Origin of the sequence: Burkholderia sp. SJZ089 (genome assembly GCF_007828315.1) — a bacterium.
Lineage (GTDB): Bacteria > Pseudomonadota > Gammaproteobacteria > Burkholderiales > Burkholderiaceae > Burkholderia > Burkholderia gladioli.
Genome location: NZ_VIUM01000009.1, coordinates 163,940 through 184,499, shown reverse-complemented (window position 1 = coordinate 184,499; position 20,560 = coordinate 163,940). Strand labels below are relative to the sequence as shown.

The following is a 20,560-nucleotide window of genomic DNA, read 5'->3' as shown; positions in this document are numbered from 1 at the left end:
TGTCGTGGGAAGCAGTGAGATGAGCGAGTACGTACCCGTTTTCGAAATGTCGATGCCGATCCGCTGGGGTGACATGGACGCGTTCGGCCATGTCAACAACACGGTCTATTTCCGCTACATGGAGCAGGCCCGGATCTCCTGGTTCGAGCAGTTGGGCATCGCGGGCGGCAATGGCGAGGGGCAGGGGCCGGTGATCGTCACCGCCTCCATGGAGTTCCTCAAGCAGCTGCACTACCCGGGCGACGTGATCGCGCGGATGACGGCCGCCAAGCCCGGCCGCAGCAGCTTCGACACCGGCTTCGAGCTGAGCCGCGCCGACGATCCCAGCCAGCTCTATGCGCGCGGCAACGCGCGCTGCGTGTGGGTCGACTACGCGCTGGGCAAGTCCACGCCGCTGCCGGAGCTGCTGCGCGAGACCATCGAATCGGCGCTGCGCCAGCGCGTCGCGTAAGCCGGCGTTCCTTCCGTCGCGCCGTGACGGCGTGCCCGATGCGGCACGCCGGCCGCGGCCTCACTGGCCGAGCAGGCGCTGCATCAGCTCGGCGGTGTTTCCCGTTCCGTATTTGCGCATCAGCCGCGCCCGGTAGATGTCGACCGTGCGCGAGCTGATCTCCAGCACCCGGCCGATCTGCTTGCTGGTCTTGCCGGTGGCCAGTTGCGCGGCGATCTCGCGTTCGCGCGGCGTGAGCTCGACGGCCACCCGGCGCGTCGCGCTCAGATCCTCGAAGGTCCAGATGCCGTCGGCCAGCGGCGCGGCGCGCTCGAGCGCGCGCCCGGTCACGTGGCACCAGAACAGGTCGCCGTCGGCGCGCTTCATGATGCGCTCGTCGGCATAGCTGCCGGTCGCGCCCATCACCTTGGTGATCCGCTCGCCGATGCGCTGGAATTCGTCCGGCGAGGGGTAGAGCACGCGATACGACTGGCCGATCAGGTCGGCGCGCTGACAGCGGAACATGGTGGCCAGCGCGTCGTTGCAGTCCTCGATCACGCGGTCGCGCGACAGCACGAGCCCGATCGGGGCGAGATGGAAGGCGGTCTGGTAGTCGAGTTCGGGCATCGGGCGGAAGTGGTCGGGCGCGTTCTCCGCGCCTGCGGCGAACGCTTATGTATTTTTGCGTATTGTGCCGCATCGGCCGGCCATCGTACCCTTTCCAGCAGTGACGTCCCCGGTGGCCGGCCTTCAAGGCAGGGTCATCGAGGCCTGTCTAGAATGATGCGGCGGGTTCGTCGCGCATCGCGAACCGGTTCAGCTGGTTTCCATAGAGGAAGGGACAGAAACATGAACAAGATCTACCCAGGCGCGGCTGCCGCGCTCGAGGGCATCGTCGCGGACGGCCAGACCTTCGCGGTCGGCGGCTTCGGCCTGTGCGGCATCCCTGAGGCGCTGATCGCCGCGCTGCGTGACAGTGGCGTGAACGGCATCACCTGCATCAGCAACAACGCCGGCGTCGACGGCTTCGGCCTCGGCCTGCTGCTCGAGACGCGGCAGATCCGCAAGATGATCTCGTCCTACGTGGGCGAGAACAAGGAGTTCGAGCGCCAGTACCTGGCCGGCGAGCTCGAGCTGGAATTCACGCCGCAGGGCACCCTGGCCGAGAAGCTGCGCGCCGGCGGCGCCGGGATCCCGGCGTTCTTCACCAATACCGGCTTCGGCACCGTGATCGCCGAGGGCAAGGAAACGCGTCAGTTCGGCGACAAGCACTACGTGCTGGAACCCTCGCTGACGGCCGACGTCGCCCTGGTCAAGGCCTGGAAGGCCGACAAGTCGGGCAACCTGATCTATCGCCGCACCGCGCGCAACTTCAACCCGATGTGCGCGATGGCGGGACGCATCACGGTGGCGGAAGTCGAGGAGATCGTCGAGAACGGCGAGCTCGATCCGGACCACATCCATACGCCGGGGATCTTCGTGCAGCGCCTGGTGCTGAACGCGACGCCGGAAAAACGCATCGAACAACGCGTGGTGCGCGCAAAAGGAGACTGACATGGCTTGGAATCGTGACCAGATGGCCGCGCGCGCGGCGAAGGAACTGCGCGACGGCTTCTACGTGAACCTCGGCATCGGCCTGCCGACCCTGGTGGCCAACCATGTACCGGCCGGCGTCGAGGTCTGGCTGCAATCGGAGAACGGCCTGCTCGGCATCGGCCCCTCGCCGACCGAGGAGGAAATCGACGCGGACCTGATCAATGCCGGCAAGCAGACCGTGACGACCCTGCCGGGCTCCTCGATCTTCTCCTCGGCCGATTCGTTCGCGATGATCCGCGGCGGCCACATCAACCTGGCGATCCTCGGCGCGATGCAGGTCAGCAAGAACGGCGACCTGGCGAACTGGATGATCCCCGGCAAGATGATCAAGGGCATGGGCGGCGCGATGGACCTGGTGGCCGGCGTCAAGCGCGTGGTGGTGCTGATGGAGCACGTCGCGAAGGGCGACCAGCACAAGATCCTCGAGGAATGCAACCTGCCGCTCACGGGCGTGGGCGTGGTGGACATCATCATCACCGATCTCGGCGTGATCGAGGTGACCGAGGCCGGCCTCAAGCTGGTCGAGCTGGCCGAGGGCGTGAGCGTCGACGAGATCAAGGCCAAGACGGGCGCGCCGCTGGACGTCAGCGCGGTGTCCTGAGCGAAATCGAGGTCGCTCCGGTGTCGCCGCCCGGCGACGCATGCCGGTGAGCAACGCCCCGCGATCGGTTCGACGCGGGGCGTTTTGTTTGGGTTGGCCTTGTGTGTTGCGTGCCGTATGTGCCCGCCGCCGCCACCGAGGCCGCGCCCGGTTCCGGGCGCAAGCCGCGATCGAAGCGGTTTAGAATCGACCCGGTCTGCGCGCGGGCCGTTCCGGGCCCGCCGGTCCGCCGGCCCGGCCGGCCCAACGCGAGGACGCGTCGATGCCCGATTCCCTTCCGCCTTCCGCCACGCCGCGCGAGCGCCACCTGCAATGCGCGAGCCCGGCGGGCCTGCACCGGCTCGCCTATACCGAATGGGGTGATCCCGACAATCCGCGCGTGCTGGTCTGCGTGCATGGACTGACGCGTTCCGGCCGCGATTTCGACCGGCTCGCGCTGGCGCTTGCGGATCGCTATCGCGTGGTCTGCCCCGACGTGGCGGGCCGCGGGCGCTCGGGCTGGCTGGCCGATCCGCGCCTCTATGGCCTGCCGCAATACGTGGCCGACATGGTCACCCTGATCGCGCGGCTCGATGTCGAGCGGGTGGACTGGTTCGGTACCTCGATGGGCGGCCTGATCGGCATGCTGCTCGGCGGGCTGCCCGGCACGCCGATCGCGCGCATGCTGATCAACGACGTCGGCCCGCGCATCGAGCCCGACTCGCTGACGCGGATCGGCGAGTACCTGGGCAAGGACGTCCATTTCGAATCGGAGCAGGCCGGCATCGACCATCTGGCTTCGCTGGCGGCCTCGTTCGGGCCGCTGTCGGACGAGCAATGGCGCGAGATCAATGCGCCGCTGCTGCGCCCGGATGCCGAGCAGGGCGGCTGGCGCGTGCGCTACGATCCGCGCATCGCCGAGCCGTTCCGCGCCACCACGCCCGAGCAGGCGGCGGCCGGCGAGGCGGTGCTGTGGCGCTCGTTCGAGGCCTTCGCCGGGCCGGTGCTGGTGGTGCGCGGCGCCGAATCGGACCTGCTCTCGGCACGGACCGTCGAGGACATGAAGGCGCGCGGCCAGGCCGTGTCGAGCGTCGAGATTCCCGGCGTCGGCCACGCGCCGGCCTTCCTCGATCCGGCACAGATTACGATCGCCTGCCGTTTTTTCGACCAGGACGCGTCATAATATGCAGTTCGGCCGCAGCGCCCCGGGCGAATGCCGCCCGAGGCGCCGGCCGCCTTCCTTCACCACTTTCCGGGAATTTCCATGGCAGTCATCCGTCACCACGTCGGTCCCCGTCTTTCCGAAACCGCGGTCTACAACGGCACCGTCTACCTCGCCGGCCAGATCGCCGAGGACACGAACCAGGACATCAAGGGCCAGACGCGGGAAGTGCTGGGCCATATCGACCGCCTGCTGGCCGAAGTGAACAGCGACAAGGCCAACCTGCTGTCGGTGCAGATCTACATCACCGACATGGCCAATTTCCCGGCCATGAACGAAGTCTGGGAAGGCTGGGTGGTGCAGGGCGCCACGCCGCCGCGCGCGACCGTCGAGGCCAAGCTCGCGAACCCGGCCTGCCTGGTTGAGGTGGTGGTGGTCGCCGCGCAGAAGAGCTGAGCGTTTCGTGATTTCCCAGCCGGTCCGTCGATGAATCTCGATTCCGTTTCCGCGGCCACCGTGTCGCCCGAGTTCGAGGACGTGCTCGCCTTCGTGCGCGAGCACGCGGGCGAGGCCTGCCTGTCCTCGGGCGAGCGGCTCGTCGATCACGCGGCCGGCACGGTTGCGTTGATGCGCACGCTCAACGTCGATCCGCAGGCGGTGCGCGCCGCCGCGCTGTTCGCGCTGACGCCGCACCTGAGCGATCCCGAAACCGAGATCGCGCAGCGTTTCGGCGAAGAGGTCGCCCGGCTGGTGGCCGACGTGCGCAAGCTGCTGCGACTCGGCACGGTCAGCCTGATGGCCGCCAAGCAGGTGCCCGAGGGCAACCGCGACGCGCAGGCCGAGCGCCGCGCGCAGATCGAGGCGCTGCGCAAGATGCTGCTGGCCTTCGCCCAGGACATCCGGGTGGTGGTCATCCGGCTCGCCTCGCGCCTGCAGTCGCTGCGCTATTACGCGGCCGCCAAGATCGAGCCGCCGCCCGACGTGGCGCGCGAGACGCTCGAGATCTACGCGCCGCTGGCCAACCGGCTCGGCATCTGGCAACTGAAGTGGGAGCTCGAGGATCTCGCCTTCCGCTTCGAGGATCCGGTCACCTACAAGCGCATCGCCAAGCTGCTCGACGAGAAGCGCGTCGAGCGCGAAGCCTATGTCACGCAGGCCATCGCGCGACTCGAGCAGGAGCTGGCCGCCGCGCAGATCCCGGCCGAAGTCAGCGGCCGACCGAAGCACATCTACAGCATCTGGCGCAAGATGCGCGGCAAGGAGCTCGATTTCTCCGAGCTCTACGACGTGCGCGCGTTTCGCGTGATCGTCCCCGACATCAAGGATTGCTACGCGGTGCTGGGCATCGTCCATCATCTGTGGCAGCCGGTGCCGCGCGAGTTCGACGACTACATCTCGCGCCCCAAGCCGAACGGCTACAAGTCGCTGCATACGGTGGTGATCGGCGACGACGGTCGTGCCTTCGAGGTGCAGATCCGCACCCAGGAGATGCACCGCTTCGCCGAGTACGGCGTGGCCGCGCACTGGCGCTACAAGGAGGCCGGCACGCGCGGTTACGGCGGCCAGTTCTCGGCCAGCGACAAGTACGACGAGAAGATCGCCTGGCTGCGGCAGTTGCTGGCCTGGAAGGACGAGATCGCCGACGGCTCTTCCGAGAGCGCCGGCAACGAGGCCTGGGCGCAATTGCGCGAGACCTCGCTCGACGACGACCACATCTACGTGCTGACGCCGCAGGCGCGCGTGATCGCGCTGCCGCACGGCGCGACGGCCGTCGATTTCGCCTATCACCTGCACAGCGAGCTGGGGCACCGCTGCCGCGGCGCGCGAGTCGACGGCGCGATGGTGCCGCTCAACACGCCGCTGGCGAACGGGCAGACGGTGGAGATCGTCGCGGTCAAGGAGGGTGGACCCTCGCGCGACTGGTTGAACCCGCAGCTCGGCTATCTGCAGAGCGGCCGGGCGCGGCAGAAGGTGCGTGCCTGGTTCAACCTGATCGACCAGCAGGAAATCATCACGCGCGGCCGCGCGCAGGTGGAAAAGACCTTGCAGCGCGAGGGCAAGACCTCGGTGAGCCTCGACAGCCTGGCCGCGCGGCTCGGGTTCAAGGCGCCCGAGGAACTGTTCGCGGCGGTCGGCAAGGAAGAGTTCAGCTTGCGCAATATCGAGCAGGCGCTGTCCGATGCGCCGCCGCCCGAGCCCGAGATCGAGGTGCCCGAGCGGTTCGAGAAGCGCAGCAGCGGCGCCAGCGTGGCGCACGGTGCCTCGACGGGCGTGCTGGTGGTCGGCGTCGACGCGCTGCTGACCCAGCTCGCGCGCTGCTGCCGGCCGGCGCCGCCCGATCCGATCAGTGGCTTCGTCACGCGCGGCAAGGGCATGTCGATCCATCGCAGCGATTGTGCGACGTTTCGCCGCATGTCCGAGCGCGCGCCCGAACGCGTGTTGCAGACCACCTGGTCGGCCGACGTGCTGGGTGGGCGCGGCGCCTCGGTCTACCCGGTCGATCTGATGATCGACGCGAGTGATCGGCAGGGGTTGCTGCGCGACATTTCGGAAGTGTTCGCGCGCGAGAAGATGAACGTGATCGGCGTGAAGACGCAGAGCCGGCGCAATGCGGCGGTCATGCAGTTTACCGTCGAGGTCTCGAATTCGGCGCAGGTGCAGCGCGCCTGCACGCTGCTCGGCGAGGTGCCGGGCGTGGTGCGGGCCTCGCGCAAGACCTGAGGGCGGCGTGAAGGCGGGGCGGCTGGTCTGCCGCTTTGCACAAAAAGCTTGCCTGCCCGGAAAAAGGTCCATATAATCTCGTTTCTCCAGGCTCGTAGCTCAGTTGGTTAGAGCACCACCTTGACATGGTGGGGGTCGTTGGTTCGAATCCAATCGAGCCTACCAACGACAATCGGCTCCAGTGAAGTTTCATGCGCTGGGGTGGCGGTAGACACTTCTCTACGCACAAGGCGAATACGGTTATGACACCGCGAACGTTGACCGAAGGCATTTCGGAGCGGCGCTAGTCGAGGAACGTTTTCGCCTGTGGTTTGGATGCACCGGAATGCGGCCCCTCGAAAGCGGGGCCGCATTTTTTTTGGTCGATTTTTAACTCATTGCTGCCGCACCCTACCGGCATCACACGGAGATAGCCATGGTTTCGATACGCCTGCCCGACGGCTCAGTTCGACAATACGAGCATCCGGTGACAGTCGCCGAAGTGGCCGCATCGATCGGCCCCGGCCTCGCGAAGGCCGCGCTCGGCGGCAAGCTCGACGGCGAACTGGTCGACACCTCGGCGCTGATCGATCGCGACGCGTCGCTGGCGATCGTGACCGACAAGGACGCCGACGGCCTCGAGATCATCCGTCACTCGACCGCCCACCTGCTGGCCTATGCCGTCAAGGAGCTGTTCCCTGAGGCGCAGGTCACGATCGGGCCGGTGATCGACAACGGCTTCTACTACGACTTCTCCTACAGCCGGCCGTTTACGCCCGAGGATCTCGAGAAGATCGAGAAGCGCATGCAGGAACTCGCCAAGAAGGACGAGCCGGTCTCGCGCCGCGTGGTGTCGCGCGAGGAGGCGGCCGAGTATTTCCGCGGCATCGGCGAGAAGTACAAGGCCGAGATCATCGAGTCGATCCCGTCTAGCGACGAGATCAAGCTCTATTCGCATGGCGGCTTCACCGACCTCTGCCGCGGCCCGCACGTGCCGTCTACCGGCAAGCTCAAGGTGTTCAAGCTGATGAAGGTGGCGGGCGCCTACTGGCGCGGCGACTCGAAGAACGAGCAGCTGCAGCGCATCTACGGCACGGCCTGGGCGAAGAAGGAAGACCAGGAAGCCTACCTGCACATGCTCGAGGAAGCGGAAAAGCGCGACCACCGCAAGCTCGCCAAGCAGCTCGACCTGTTCCACATGCAGGAGGAGTCGCCGGGCATGGTGTTCTGGCACCCGAAGGGCTGGACGCTCTGGCAGCAGGTCGAGCAGTACATGCGCCGTCGCGTGAACGAGGCCGGTTATCTCGAGATCAAGACGCCGATGATCATGGATCGCTCGCTGTGGGAGGCCTCGGGCCACTGGCAGAACTATCGCGAGAACATGTTCACGACCGAATCGGAGAAGCGCGACTACGCGATCAAGCCGATGAACTGTCCGGGCCACGTCCAGGTGTTCAACCACGGCCTGCGCTCGTACCGCGACCTGCCGCTGCGCTATGCCGAGTTCGGCTCGTGCCACCGCAACGAAGCCTCGGGCGCGCTGCATGGCCTGATGCGCGTGCGCGGCTTCGTGCAGGACGATGCGCACATCTTCTGTACCGAGGAGCAGTTCATCTCCGAGTCGATCGCGTTCAACGAACTCGCGATGAGCGTCTACAAGGATTTCGGGTTCGATCAGATCTCGATCAAGCTGTCGCTGCGCCCTGACCAGCGCGCCGGCACGGACGAGACCTGGGACCGTGCCGAGCAGGGCCTGCGCGATGCGCTGACCGCCTGCGGCCTGGAATGGGAAGAACTGCCGGGCGAGGGCGCTTTCTACGGCCCGAAGATCGAGTACCACATCAAGGACGCGCTCGGTCGCTCCTGGCAATGCGGCACGCTGCAGCTGGACATGGTCCTGCCGGAGCGGCTCGGCGCCGAGTATGTCGCCGAGGACAACAGCCGCCGCCGGCCTGTCATGCTGCACCGGGCGATCGTCGGCTCGATGGAGCGTTTCCTCGGGATCCTGATCGAGCACCATGCCGGCGCGATGCCGTCCTGGCTGGCTCCGGTGCAGGTCGTGGTGATGAATATTGCGGAAAATCAAGCCGAATATGTACGGTCGCTGAGCCAATCGTTGCAAAAACAAGGGCTTAGGGTTGAGGCCGATTTGCGCAACGAGAAGATTAGCTATAAAATACGCGAGCACACGCTCGAAAAAGTGCCGTACCTGCTGGTGGCAGGCGACAAGGAGCGTGAAGCACAAACGGTAGCCGTGCGTGCCCGTGGCGGCGTCGATCTTGGCGTAATGCCGGTCGAAGCCTTCGTTGAGCGTCTGCAGCAGGATCTGCGGGCGTTCAAGTAACCGCCCTGGCAGCGCGGCTCGTTTTTTTAATTTTTAGAGGAAACGTAACATCGCTACTGATAAGTCGTCGCATCGCATCAACGGTGAAATCAATGCGCCGGAAGTGCGTCTGGTCGGAGTCGATGGGGAGCCCATCGGCATCGTGAAACTCGCCGATGCCTTTCGCAAGTCGGAAGAGCTGGATGTTGATCTGGTGGAGATCGCGCCGCAGGCCGTCCCCCCCGTTTGCCGTCTGATGGATTACGGCAAGTTCAAGTACCAGGAATCGAAGAAGCAGCACGAGGCGAAGCTGAAACAGAAGGTCATCCAGGTCAAGGAAGTGAAGTTCCGCCCGGGTACCGACGACGGTGACTACAACGTCAAGCTTCGCAACCTGACGCGTTTCCTCGAGGAAGGCGACAAGACGAAGATCACGTTGCGTTTCCGCGGCCGCGAAATGGCTCACCAGGAAATCGGCATGCGCATGCTGGAACGCCTGCGTACCGATCTCGACGAGTTCGGCCAGGTCGAGCAGATGCCGAAGATGGAAGGGCGCCAGATGATCATGGTGCTCGCTCCGAAGAAGAAGAAGTGATCGCGAGGCCGCCGTGCCCGGCACGGCGGCCAGCACGAAGTTCGGCGGGTGGCCCGGCAGGGCGGCTCGCCAACATGACGACGCGCGAGCAGTGTGCGCGTCGTACACAAGTGGACTGGGTTTCAAAGGGCGGAGCCAGGGCGCAAGCCAGCCGCACACCCACCTCCATCTAATAAACTGGAGTTGTTATGCCTAAGATGAAGACCAAGAAGAGCGCTGCGAAGCGCTTCGTGGTGCGTCCGGGCGGTACCGTCAAGCGCGGTCAAGCCTTCAAGCGTCACATCCTGACCAAGAAAACCACGAAGAACAAGCGTCACCTGCGCGGCGCAACGGCAGTTCATGATTCCGATCTGAACTCCGTCCGCGCGATGCTCCCGTTCGCGTAACCCCTAACTGATACTCCAAGGAGAGAAACATGCCTCGAGTCAAACGTGGGGTAACCGCGCGGGCCCGTCACAAGAAGATCATCAACCTGGCCAAGGGTTATCGCGGTCGCCGCAATAACGTCTACCGCATCGCCAAGCAGGCGGTGATGCGTGCCGGTCAGTACGCTTATCGCGACCGTCGCAACAAGAAGCGTGTGTTCCGCGCACTGTGGATCACGCGTATCAATGCGGCAGTTCGTCAGCACGACATGACCTACAGCGTGTTCATCAACGGCCTGAAGAAGGCTTCGATCGAACTCGACCGTAAGGTGCTGGCCGATATGGCGGTGTTCGACAAGGCTGCTTTTGCCGCGATCGTCAAGCAGGTGAAAGCCGCCGTTGCAGCCTAATTGCGAAATTAGCACTGCGTGGTCAGTTGCAGCGAGGATCCGGTAGTCACGGCCGCTGCAGCGAAAACGGGGCTCATCCGAGCCCCGTTTTTGTTGGATCGAGCGATTCGCTCGCCGAGAACGATTGACGTTGGAAATGATGGGATCAATGGATCTGGACCAGATTGTCGCTGACGCGAAGCAGGCCTTCGAACAGGCTGCCGATATCACCACGCTCGAAAACGAGAAGGCACGCTTTCTCGGCAAGTCGGGCGCGCTGACCGAGCTGTTGAAAGGGCTCGGCAAGCTCGATCCCGAAGCGCGCAAGACCGAGGGCGCGCGCATCAATGTCGCCAAGCAGCAAGTGGAAGGCGCGCTCACCGCGCGACGCCAGGCGCTTGCCGACGCGCTGCTCAACCAGCGCCTCGCCTCCGAGGCGATCGACGTCACGCTGCCGGGCCGCGGCGCCGGTGCGGGCAGCCTGCACCCGGTGATGCGCACCTGGGAACGCGTCGAGCAGATTTTCCGCTCGATCGGCTTCGATGTCGCCGATGGTCCCGAGATCGAAACCGACTGGTACAACTTCACCGCACTGAACAGCCCCGAGAATCATCCTGCGCGTTCGATGCAGGACACCTTCTACGTCGACGGCAAGGATGCGCAGGGGCGCCAGCTGCTGCTGCGCACCCACACCAGCCCGATGCAGGTGCGCTATGCGCGCATGAACAAGCCGCCCATCAAGGTGATCGCCCCGGGCCGCACCTATCGCGTCGACAGCGATGCGACCCATTCGCCGATGTTCAACCAGGTCGAAGGCCTGTGGATCGAGGAGAACGTCAGCTTCGCCGACCTCAAGGGCGTCTATACCGACTTCCTGAAGAAGTTCTTCGAGCGCGACGACATCCTGGTGCGTTTCCGCCCCTCGTATTTCCCGTTCACCGAGCCCTCGGCCGAGATCGACATGATGTTCGAACACGGCAAGAACGCGGGCAGGTGGCTCGAGATCTCGGGCTCCGGCCAGGTGCACCCGACGGTGATCCGCAACATGGGTCTGGACCCGGAGCGCTATATCGGCTTCGCGTTCGGCAGCGGCCTCGAGCGTCTCACGATGCTGCGCTACGGCGTGCAGGACCTGCGCCTGTTCTTCGAGAACGATCTGCGCTTCCTTCGCCAGTTCGCGTGAGCCCGGCGCGTGGCGCGCGTCGGTCGACGCGAGCCGCGCCGCGCTGTATCGATCTAACCTGTTTCGAACGTAGACACCCATGCAATTCCCTGAATCCTGGTTGAGAACCTTTGTCGATCCGCAACTGACGACCGACGAGCTGTCGCATGCGCTGACGATGGCCGGCCTGGAGGTCGAGTCGCTGCGCGCCGCCGCGCCGCCGACCTCGCGGATCGTCGTCGGCCGCGTGCTCGAGGTGGTCAAGCACCCGGACGCGGACAAGCTGAACGTCTGCCAGGTCGATGCCGGCACCGGCGCGACGCTGAACATCGTCTGCGGCGCCCCGAACGTGGCACCCGGCATCAAGGTGCCGGTCGCGCTGGTCGGCGCGGAGCTGCCGCCCGCCGAAGAGGGCGGCAAGCCGTTCCTGATCAAGCTCTCGAAGCTGCGCGGTGTCGAAAGCCAGGGCATGCTCTGCTCGGCTCGCGAGCTGAAGCTGTCCGAGGATCACAGCGGCCTGCTGGTGCTGCCCGAGGACACGCCGATCGGCCAGGACATCCGCGACACGCTGAACCTGAACGACACGATCTTCGAGATCAAGCTGACGCCGAACAAGGCGGACTGCCTGTCGGTGTACGGCATCGCGCGCGAAACCGCCGCGATCACCGGCGCGCCGCTCAAGCTCGTCGCCTTCCCGCCGGCCAAGGTCGAGCTGGATGAGACGCTGCCGGTGCGCATCTCCGCGCCGGATCTGTGCGGCCGCTTCTCGGGCCGCGTGATCCGCGGCGTGAACGCACGCGCGAAGACGCCGCTGTGGATGGTCGAGCGCCTCGAGCGCGCGGGTCAGCGCAGCGTCTCGGCCCTGGTCGACATCTCGAACTACGTGATGTTCGAACTGGGCCGGCCCTCGCACGTGTTCGACCTCGACAAGATCCACGGCGGCATCGACGTGCGCTGGGGCAAGCGCGGCGAGACGCTCAAGCTGCTGAACGGCAACACGGTCGAGCTCGACGAGCAGGTGGGCGTGATCGCCGATCAGAGCCAGGTCGAGAGCCTGGCCGGCATCATGGGCGGCGACAGCACGGCCGTCACGCTTGACACCACGAATATCTATCTCGAGGCCGCCTTCTGGTGGCCCGACAGCATCCGCGGCCGGGCGCGCAAGTACAACTTCTCGACCGATGCCGCGCATCGCTTCGAGCGCGGCGTCGACTATTCGACCACCGTCGAGCACATCGAGCGGATCACCCAGCTGATCCTCGATATCTGCGGCGGCCAGGCCGGCCCGGTCGACGACCAGGCGGTGAACCTGCCGTCGCGCGCGCCGGTGACGATGCGCGTGTCGCGCGCCAATCGCATCATCGGCGTGGCGGTGGCGGCCGAGGAGATCGCCAGCATCTTCACGCGCCTGGGCCTGAGCTTCACGCAGGACGGTGACAGCTTCGCGGTGACGCCGCCGCCGCATCGCTTCGACATCGAGATCGAGGAAGACCTGATCGAGGAAGTCGCGCGGATCTACGGCTTCGAGCGGATCCCGGCACGCCCGCCGGTGGCGACCAGCGAGATGCGCGCGACCAACGAGACGCAGCGCTCGATCCACACGATCCGTCATGCGCTGGCCGCGCGCGACTACGCGGAAACGGTCAACTTCAGCTTCGTCGATGCGGACTGGGAACGCGATTTCGCCGGCAACACCAATCCGGTGCGCCTGCTCAATCCGATCGCCAGCCAGCTTTCGGTGATGCGCACCACGCTGTTCGGCAGCCTGGTCAGCGTGCTGCGCCACAACCTGAACCGTCGCGCCGATCGCGTGCGCGTGTTCGAGACCGGCCGCGTCTACCTGGCCGATGCCGAGGTGGCGGCGGGCGAGCTGAGCGTGGAGGGCTACCGGCAGCCCAAGCGGGTCGGCGCGCTGGCCTATGGTCCGCTGCTCGACGAGCAATGGGGCGCGCCGACCCGGCAGGTCGACTTCTTCGACGTGAAGGGCGACCTCGAGGCGCTGCTCGCGCCGGCCGTCGCGCGTTTCGTGAAGGCCGAGCATCCGGCGCTGCACCCGGGCCGCAGCGCGCGCATCGAACTCGATGGTCGCGCGGTGGGCTGGATCGGCGAGCTGCATCCGCGCCTGATGCAGCAATACGAACTGCCGCATGCGCCGGTGATGTTCGAGATCGACGCCGAGGCCTTGATCGCGCGCGCGCTGCCGGTGCCGACCGAGGTGTCGAAGTTCCCGCCGGTGCGTCGCGATATCGCCGTGGTGGTCGACCAGCAGGTCGAGGTGCAGGCCTTGTTCGACGCGATCAAGGGGGCGTTGTCGGGCGAGGCATGCAAGTTCGTCCAGAAGGTTGTACTCTTTGACGAATTTCGTGCAAAATCAAACACTTCCGGTGGATTGGCGGCGCACGAGAAAAGCCTGGCATTCCGCGTCACCCTGCAGGATCCGGCCGGGACGCTGCAGGACGAGACGGTCGATCTCGCGATCCAGGCCCTCGTCGAGAGCATGCGGGTCCACGGCGCGCGACTGCGCGGCTGATACGCGGAAGCCGGCCGGGATGCAGCAGGTTCCGGCCGGTTTTGACCAGGGATAATGCGCAAGTTTTGCAGATATGAATGACATGAACTCGAGTGAATTCGAAGCCCTTCTGACGGCGCAGCGCAGCGCCCTGAACCGCGACGTGGCAGCGGCGCCGTCCGGCGAGACGCCGACGCTGACGAAGGCCGAGCTCGCGGAACTGCTGTTCGACAGCGTCGGGCTCAACAAGCGGGAAGCCAAGGACATGGTCGAAGCCTTCTTCGAGGTGATCCGCGACGCGCTCGAGAATGGCGAGAGCGTGAAGCTGTCCGGCTTCGGTAACTTCCAGTTGCGCGACAAGCCGCAACGGCCGGGCCGCAACCCGAAGACGGGCGAGGCGATTCCGATTGCCGCGCGTCGTGTCGTCACCTTCCATGCGAGCCAGAAGCTGAAGGCGCTCGTCGAGAACGGCTCGGACACCCCGATCACACGCTGACCGGCACATTCGTGCCGCCGCGCGGTTTGCCCGCGCTTACCGACGGTTGACTGACGATGACATCGACGGTTGAGAAAGTCGTGTTGCCCCCGATTCCCGCGAAGCGCTACTTCACGATCGGTGAGGTCAGCGAATTGTGCGGCGTGAAGCCTCATGTGCTGCGCTACTGGGAACAGGAGTTTACGCAGCTGCGTCCGGTCAAGCGTCGCGGCAACCGGCGTTATTACCAGCACCACGAGGTGCTGTTGATCCGGCGAATTCGCGAACTGCTGTACGAGCAGGGCTTCACCATCAATGGCGCGCGCAACCGGCTCGATTCGCATGGTTCCGATCGCGGCATGCCGACCGAGCAGGAAGAGATGTTTCCGGCCGCGCAGGCCGAGGCCGCGTCGGCCGGGCAAGCGGTGGATGTCGACCAACTGCGGCGCGCTTTGCTCGACGTGATCGACGTGCTGGAGCGCAAGTAGGCGGCATCGTCGCCGTGCATGCAGGATCTTGTGAAAAAGCCCGCCAGGTTTGTTGCCTGGCGGGCTTTTTCATCGTCGCGAAGCCGATAGGCAGCGGCGTGCTCAGGGTGCCAGCGGATTCGCGCGTCCGAGATCGACCAGCAGGGTGCCGTCGGCCGCCATGCGCACCGAGCCCTTCGAGACCTGCTCGCGATAGTCGTAGAGATCGAAACGCATCGCCCCTGGCTGCGCGGTGTTCTCGATCAGCGCGCGCAGGTTGGTCTCCAGCACGTTGAACATCTTCATGTCGCCGCCTTCCATCCAGATGTAGCTGCTCGCGTTGGTGCCGGGTTTCGGCAGCGGCGGCGCGTCGGGCGCGCGATGAAAGCTGAGCCGCAGACCGGCCGGCTCGACGCGCACCTGCGCGAGCTGGCCCTTCAGCACGGGCGGCGGGAACACCGTGTACTGGTCGAGCACCAGTGCGTCGCCGCGCAGCTGCGCGCCGCGCCGGCGCAGCGGCGTCAGCGAGGCCAGCTCGATGCCGAGCGCGCGCAGCAGCGTCGCCTGCGGCACGCCGAGCACCGAGACCTGCGAGGGCGTGTAGGCGATATGGCGCCCGTCGAGCACCGAGAGCGTGCCCGTCATCGAGGTCGGCAGCCAGACGCCGGGCGGGACATGATTCCACAGCCGGATGCCGCCGGTCACGCGCAGCTTGTCGCCGTCGGGCGCGAGCTTCAGGTCGTTGAGCGCGCGCGGCGTGTAGTCGAGCAGGTAGTCGTTGAACAGCGCATTCATGGCCGGCCAGGTCTCGAGCACCGAGCCGCCGAGGATGCGGATTTCGTACTGATTCGGATCGTCGAGATCGACCGGTTCCCCGGGGCGGCGCGGCACCATCTGCGCGTCGAGCTGGTCGACGTGGAAGCCGATCTGGCCGGCGATGCTGAAATCCACGTTGCGCAGCTGGATCGCCGTGGTCCGGCTCGAGACGTGCCGCTCGTCGGCCGGCGCGCCGGTGGCCGCGTTCACGGCCAGCGAGGCGCCGCCGCCGGGCAGGGCTTCGGAGAACCAGCGCTGGCGCGCGTCGCGCAAGGCCGCCTGCTGGGTTTTGACGAAACTGTCGTTCAGGCGTGCGCCGGCCGAGCCGATCGCGTCCGGAGGCGGTTTCGCGCCGACATAGGACGGGATGTGGATGGTCATCGCGCCGCTCGGCGCGAAGCTGAAGTAACCGGTCGAGACCTGGTCGCGATAGTGGTAGAGATCGAACACGAAGGGCTCGTCCTTCGTCGCGGGCCGGGCCGGGCCGATCAGGATGTCGGCGTTCATCGGCATCGAACGCATGAACTTCACGTCGCCGCCGCGGATCAGCATGGCCTGCTGCGGCGCGCCCTCGGGCATCGCGAAGCCGGCGCCGGTGCCGTCGTCGAAGGCGAGGTCGAGCCCGTCTGGCGTGATGCGCAACGCGACCACCTTCAGCTTCAATTGCGGCGGCGGCATCAGCTTGTCGACCTGCATCACCAGGTCGTCGCCGGACAGCTTCGCCACCGGCGTGTCGATCTTCAGCAGGTCCGCCATCTTCACGTTGGCCGCGCGCATCACCGGGTTCGCGTCCAGCCCCTGCACGCGGACCTCGGTGGGATGGAATACCAGCGCGGTGCCGTCGCGCACCGAGAGCTTGCCGGTCAGCGAGAACGGCACCCAGCCGCCGCGCTGCATCTCGCCCTGCAGATGGATCACGCCGTCGCCTGCCGAGACCTGCAGCTTGCGCAGCGGCGCGCCGCGATAGCCGAACAGGTAGGTATTGAAGACCGCGGTGAGCTTGCTGTCGTCGAGCGTGACGATGCCGCGATGCACGTCGATGCCGAAGCTCGAGGGATCGTCGAAGACGATCGGGGCGCCGGGGCGGGTCGGGCGCAGCGTGGCCGACAACTGGTGGACGTAGAAGCCGAGCTTGCCGACGATGCGGAAATCGACATCGCGCAGCATCGTGATCGCGCCGTCCTGGCCCGAATCGCGCAGGCTGAGCGGCCGCGATCGCGTGATGGGAATCGAGCCGAGCGAGGGCAGGCTGCTCGCGATCTGCTGCTCGCGCCGCAGTTGCTCGGCCTTGTCGCGATCGATTTTCGGCAGGCTGCCGCCCGCGGTCGTGGCCGGGTTCGCCGAAGGTTCGGCGCAGCCGGTGGCGAGCAACGAGCCCGCGAGCGCGAGCGCGGCGAGCGCGCGCGTCAGGCCCTGGCCGCAGCTGGCGCGACGCGCAGGCGCGAAACGCGTGCGCCAGGCACGCGATGCCGGTGTTCGCATGATGTTCGTCTCCCTGTCGATCGGTCCGTGATGGCGTCGAGCCGTCCGGCCGCGGTGTCGGTGCGATTCCGACTGCCCGGAAGTCTGGCACGAGGGGCCTAGAGAAGCGGTACCAAACAAACGGTTGGCGTGTTGCGGCGCGGCGGATGACGTTCCGGCGCGAAAGGCGGCGATCGCGCGGATCGAATTCAAACGCGCGAATTCAAACGAACGTATGAGTTGGCGTTAAAAATAGGGCGGAAGTGAAGGTGGAAATCGCCACGAATTTCGTGGTAGATCGCCATTGCGACGTCACGTGCGAGGCGTATCATCGCCGCAATAACGATCAAACAAGATTTCAACGATGCACGTGGGGAATGAAATGAAGGCAGTGTGGAAGCGTTTTCTGGCCGACGAGACGGGTGTGACCGCGGTCGAGTATGGATTGATCGGCGGTTTCGTGGTCGGGGCCGCGGCGCTGGGCGCAACCGCCTTGAGCAATAGCGTGGAAAGCCTGTTTTCGTTCGTCACGAGCTTTTTCAACAGATTCTGACCCGCGGCGCTTTCTTCTGCCGGCCTTCCCGGGCCTGCCGCGCCATCCGCCTCAGGATGGCAGTTCCCGAACCAGTTGCCCGAGCCGTTCGACCGCCGCCTCGATGCGCGAATCGAACGGCATGCCTGCGCTCAGCCGCAGGCAGTGACCGAAGCGGCCGGTATTCGAGAACATCGAGCCGGGGCTGATGCGGATGCCTTCGTGCAGGGCGCGCTCGAACAGCCGGTCGGTATCGGTTTGCCCGGGCAGCGTCACCCATAGCAGCAGGCCCGCCGCCGGGCGAGTGAGCTCGGTGCCGGCGGGGAAATGCTCGGCGATCGCTTGGGCGAGCAGGGCGCGTTGTCGCGTGAGCTGCGTCTGCATGCGCCGCATCTGGCGATGGAAGGCGCCGCTCGTCAGGAAGTCGGCCACGGCCAGTTGCGGGATCTCCTCGCGGTGGCGCGACACGGCGTACATCAGCATCTCGATCCGGTTCTGCCATTTGCCACCCGTCAGCCAGCCGATGCGCGCGCCGGGCGACACGGTCTTGTTCAGCGAACTGCAGTGGATCACGTTGCCGGTGCGATCCCAGGACTTGAGCGGGCGCGCATGCGCGGGATTGGGCAGCAGCGCGCCGTAGCTGTCGTCCTCGATGAGCGGGACGCCGCTTCTCTCGCAGGATTCGACCAGCCGCGCCTTGGCATCGTCCGGCATGATGCTGCCGAGCGGATTATGCAGGGCCGGCGTGCAGATCACGGCCTGCACGCCGCCTGGGCGGCGCAGGGCGATCTCGAGGGCTTCCGGCGAGAGGCCGCGTTGCGGATCGGTCGGCAGTTCCAGCGCGCGCAGCCCCAGCGATTCGAGGATCTGCAGGATGCCGAAGTAACAGGGCGATTCGATCGCGACCACGTCGCCCGGCGAGGTGACGGCGCGCAAGGCGAGCGACAGGGCCTCGCTGCAGCCGTGGGTGACGAGCACGGCGCCGGGGTCGAGGTCCAGCCCGCGCGTGATCGAGACGCGCGCGATCGCCTCCTTCAAGCGGGAGACGCCGCCGGGATCGGGGCTGGCATCGTAGAGACTCGGGCGGGCGCGCAGGATGCGCAGCGCATGATTCCTCAAGGCCGCGCCCGGATACATCGCCGGCGCGCAGACCGCCCGCGCCAGGTCGACCTCGGGCGCGCGTTGCATGGCGCGCGCGAGCATCACCGAAATGCGCTCGTGGACGCCCACGTAATCGGCCGCATCGATGTGCGGCTCGTCGGGTTCCGGGGTGCGGCCGGGTTGGTCGGCGTGAGGCGCCGCGGATCGCTTGGGATGACGAACGAAGTAGCCGGCCCTGGGTCGCGCCTCGACATAACCCTGCCGCTCCAGCAGGCGGCAGGCCTCGACCGTGGTCGCGAGCGAGACGCGATGCAGGTTGGCCAGCTCGCGCAGCGAGGGCAGGCGCTCTCCGACAGGCAGCAGGCCGGTCTCGATCGCCCGACTGTAGTGCGCGGCGATGGTGCGGTATTTGTGGGTCATGTCTCGGGCGGGAAGCCGGGTGCGGGCGGAAATTGTAGCAACGCGGCCGCGCTTCGAGCGGCTCGCTATACCGGTCGATTTTCCGTTTTTCTGTATGTGTCGCGCGCGGCGGGCATGCGCGAAGATGGGCTTCGACTCGTGTCGCCCATGGCCTGGTTCCGTGGCGCCGAGCCCCAGCCACCGCGGCGCACGCCGCGATCGACGGAAATCCGCCTTGAAACCCAGCCTGCCCATGTCCCGCGTCTTGCCCGGGGAGTCGACCGACAGCTATCGCTGGACCGTGCTCGGCGTCGCCGCCCTGGCACAGACCACCGCGTCGATCACGGCGCAGGGCATCTATACGCTGATGCCTTCGCTGCAGGCGGCGTTTCACCTGTCGGAGGCGGCCGGCGCGCTGGCGATCAGCGCCTTGAACGGCGGCCAGGTCGTGACCATGCTGATGCTCGGTTGGCTGATCGACCGCTTCGGCGAACGCCGCGTGGTTGCATCGACGATGAGCATGATGGGCCTGGCCGCCATGCTCGGCGCCTGGATAGCGCCGTCCTTTCCGGTACTGCTGGGGTTCATCGCGATGATCGGCGCCACCTACGCTTCGGTGCAGCCCGGCGGCACGCGCGCCATCGTCCGCTGGTTCCCGCCGCGGGAGCGCGGCATGGCGACCGGCGTCAGGCAGGCCGGCTTGCCGCTCGGCACCGCGCTGGCGGCCATGGCGCTGCCGCTGCTGGCAGCGACCCAGGGCTGGCGCCTCGCGCTGGTCGTGCAGGGGGCGATCGGCCTGGCCGGCGGCGCGCTGTTCGCGCTGCTGCATCGCGACGAACGCAAGGCGCCGGGCCTGCCGTCGGCCGCGCCGCCGGGGCTGCTGACCTCGATCCGGCTGGTGGCCGGCCACACCGTGCTCTGGCCGGTGATGGCGGCGGGTGCCGCGATGGTCGCGTTCCAGTACACCTTCGCCACGCACGCGATCCCGTTCGTCGCGACGCGTTTCCATTACCCGCTGGTGGCCGCGGCCTTGCTGTTCTCGCTGTCGCAGTGGTTCGGGATCCTGGGGCGTGTCGGGCTCGCCTGGCTCAGCGACCGCTGGTGGCCGGGGCGCCGGCTGCGTTCGCTGGGCATGTGCATGGCGATCTGCATCGCCGTCGCGCTCGGCCTGCCGCTGTTGCCCGCCGAGACGCCAAAGCTGGTGCTGGCCGTGATCTTCGGTGTCGTCGGGCTGGTCGGTGTCGGCTGGTATCCGCTCTATCTGCTGCAGATCGCCGAGATGGCGCCGAGCAGCGTGGTGGCCTCGACGCTCAGCTTCTCGATGACGCTGAACATGCTCGCGATCAGCATCCTGCCGCCGCTGTTCGGCGTGCTCGTCGACCGCTTTCATTACGGCGCGGCGTGGAGCGCGCTGGCTTGCCTGGTGCTGCTGGGGGGCTTGGTGTTGTGGCGCGGAGCGAGCTTGTCGGGGCGTGAATCACGGGCGCCGAAGGCATGA

General features: G+C 66.4%; 19 protein-coding genes and 1 tRNA gene. 17 read left to right on the top strand and 3 right to left on the bottom strand.

Going from position 1 to position 20,560, the window contains the following annotated elements:
- Nucleotides 1–19: 19 nt before the first annotated feature.
- Complete coding sequence (locus tag FB600_RS18660) at nt 20–451, top strand: acyl-CoA thioesterase (RefSeq protein WP_013697748.1); 432 nt, start codon at nt 20–22, stop codon at nt 449–451.
- Nucleotides 452–511: 60 nt separating this feature from the next.
- Here FB600_RS18660 and FB600_RS18655 read toward each other — a convergent pair whose 3' ends face one another.
- Complete coding sequence (locus FB600_RS18655; RefSeq protein ID WP_105821257.1) at nt 512–1,057, bottom strand: PAS and helix-turn-helix domain-containing protein; 546 nt, start codon at nt 1,055–1,057, stop codon at nt 512–514.
- Between the two features lie 222 nt (nt 1,058–1,279).
- Between FB600_RS18655 and FB600_RS18650 the strand changes: the two genes are divergently transcribed.
- From FB600_RS18650 to FB600_RS18580, 14 genes are all read left to right on the top strand, one after another.
- The gene (locus tag FB600_RS18650) at nt 1,280–1,984 is read left to right on the top strand and encodes a CoA transferase subunit A (protein WP_025098703.1); all 705 of its coding nucleotides are present in this window, start codon (nt 1,280–1,282) and stop codon (nt 1,982–1,984) included.
- A 1-nt stretch (nt 1,985) separates the two neighbouring features.
- The gene (locus FB600_RS18645) at nt 1,986–2,627 is read left to right on the top strand and encodes a CoA transferase subunit B (protein WP_096749165.1); all 642 of its coding nucleotides are present in this window, start codon (nt 1,986–1,988) and stop codon (nt 2,625–2,627) included.
- A gap of 262 nt (nt 2,628–2,889) precedes the next feature.
- Nucleotides 2,890–3,789, top strand: coding sequence for an alpha/beta fold hydrolase (locus FB600_RS18640; RefSeq protein ID WP_096749164.1), 900 nt, complete (start codon nt 2,890–2,892; stop codon nt 3,787–3,789).
- A gap of 81 nt (nt 3,790–3,870) precedes the next feature.
- On the top strand, nt 3,871–4,224 hold the full coding sequence (locus FB600_RS18635; protein ID WP_013697753.1) for a RidA family protein: 354 nt from the start codon (nt 3,871–3,873) through the stop codon (nt 4,222–4,224).
- Nucleotides 4,225–4,254: 30 nt separating this feature from the next.
- Nucleotides 4,255–6,489 carry a RelA/SpoT family protein gene (locus FB600_RS18630; RefSeq protein WP_098154153.1) on the top strand — a complete coding sequence of 745 codons (2,235 nt, stop codon included), beginning with the start codon at nt 4,255–4,257 and terminating at the stop codon, nt 6,487–6,489.
- 88 nt (nt 6,490–6,577) lie between these two features.
- Nucleotides 6,578–6,654, top strand: a tRNA-Val gene (locus tag FB600_RS18625).
- Nucleotides 6,655–6,904: 250 nt separating this feature from the next.
- A complete protein-coding gene (thrS, locus tag FB600_RS18615; RefSeq protein WP_096749162.1) occupies nt 6,905–8,812 on the top strand; it encodes a threonine--tRNA ligase in 1,908 nt (635 codons plus the stop codon).
- 49 nt (nt 8,813–8,861) lie between these two features.
- Entirely contained in the window at nt 8,862–9,386 is a 525-nt protein-coding gene (infC, locus tag FB600_RS18610; protein ID WP_080562332.1) for a translation initiation factor IF-3, read from the top strand.
- A gap of 188 nt (nt 9,387–9,574) precedes the next feature.
- Complete coding sequence (rpmI, locus tag FB600_RS18605) at nt 9,575–9,772, top strand: 50S ribosomal protein L35 (protein WP_004191477.1); 198 nt, start codon at nt 9,575–9,577, stop codon at nt 9,770–9,772.
- Between the two features lie 29 nt (nt 9,773–9,801).
- Nucleotides 9,802–10,161 carry a 50S ribosomal protein L20 gene (gene rplT, locus FB600_RS18600; RefSeq protein ID WP_004192938.1) on the top strand — a complete coding sequence of 120 codons (360 nt, stop codon included), beginning with the start codon at nt 9,802–9,804 and terminating at the stop codon, nt 10,159–10,161.
- Between the two features lie 148 nt (nt 10,162–10,309).
- Complete coding sequence (gene pheS / locus FB600_RS18595; RefSeq protein WP_013697757.1) at nt 10,310–11,323, top strand: phenylalanine--tRNA ligase subunit alpha; 1,014 nt, start codon at nt 10,310–10,312, stop codon at nt 11,321–11,323.
- A 79-nt stretch (nt 11,324–11,402) separates the two neighbouring features.
- Nucleotides 11,403–13,832, top strand: a complete 2,430-nt coding sequence (gene pheT / locus FB600_RS18590; RefSeq protein WP_145757194.1) for a phenylalanine--tRNA ligase subunit beta — start codon at nt 11,403–11,405, stop codon at nt 13,830–13,832.
- 73 nt (nt 13,833–13,905) lie between these two features.
- Entirely contained in the window at nt 13,906–14,307 is a 402-nt protein-coding gene (locus FB600_RS18585) for an integration host factor subunit alpha (protein ID WP_013697759.1), read from the top strand.
- 56 nt (nt 14,308–14,363) lie between these two features.
- Nucleotides 14,364–14,774 (top strand): MerR family transcriptional regulator, encoded by a 411-nt coding sequence (locus FB600_RS18580; RefSeq protein WP_025098697.1) that lies wholly within the window; start codon nt 14,364–14,366, stop codon nt 14,772–14,774.
- 102 nt (nt 14,775–14,876) lie between these two features.
- On the opposite strand, the gene FB600_RS18575 is transcribed toward FB600_RS18580, so the two are convergent.
- Nucleotides 14,877–17,051, bottom strand: a complete 2,175-nt coding sequence (locus FB600_RS18575; protein WP_098181027.1) for a hypothetical protein — start codon at nt 17,049–17,051, stop codon at nt 14,877–14,879.
- A 361-nt stretch (nt 17,052–17,412) separates the two neighbouring features.
- Here FB600_RS18575 and FB600_RS18570 point away from each other — a divergent pair, with 361 nt between their 5' ends.
- Entirely contained in the window at nt 17,413–17,583 is a 171-nt protein-coding gene (locus FB600_RS18570; protein ID WP_013697762.1) for a Flp family type IVb pilin, read from the top strand.
- 51 nt (nt 17,584–17,634) lie between these two features.
- Here the strand turns inward: FB600_RS18570 and FB600_RS18565 are convergent, their stop codons facing one another.
- On the bottom strand, nt 17,635–19,083 hold the full coding sequence (locus tag FB600_RS18565; RefSeq protein ID WP_145757195.1) for a PLP-dependent aminotransferase family protein: 1,449 nt from the start codon (nt 19,081–19,083) through the stop codon (nt 17,635–17,637).
- A 232-nt stretch (nt 19,084–19,315) separates the two neighbouring features.
- Between FB600_RS18565 and FB600_RS18560 the strand changes: the two genes are divergently transcribed.
- Nucleotides 19,316–20,560 carry an MFS transporter gene (locus tag FB600_RS18560; protein WP_098181025.1) on the top strand — a complete coding sequence of 415 codons (1,245 nt, stop codon included), beginning with the start codon at nt 19,316–19,318 and terminating at the stop codon, nt 20,558–20,560.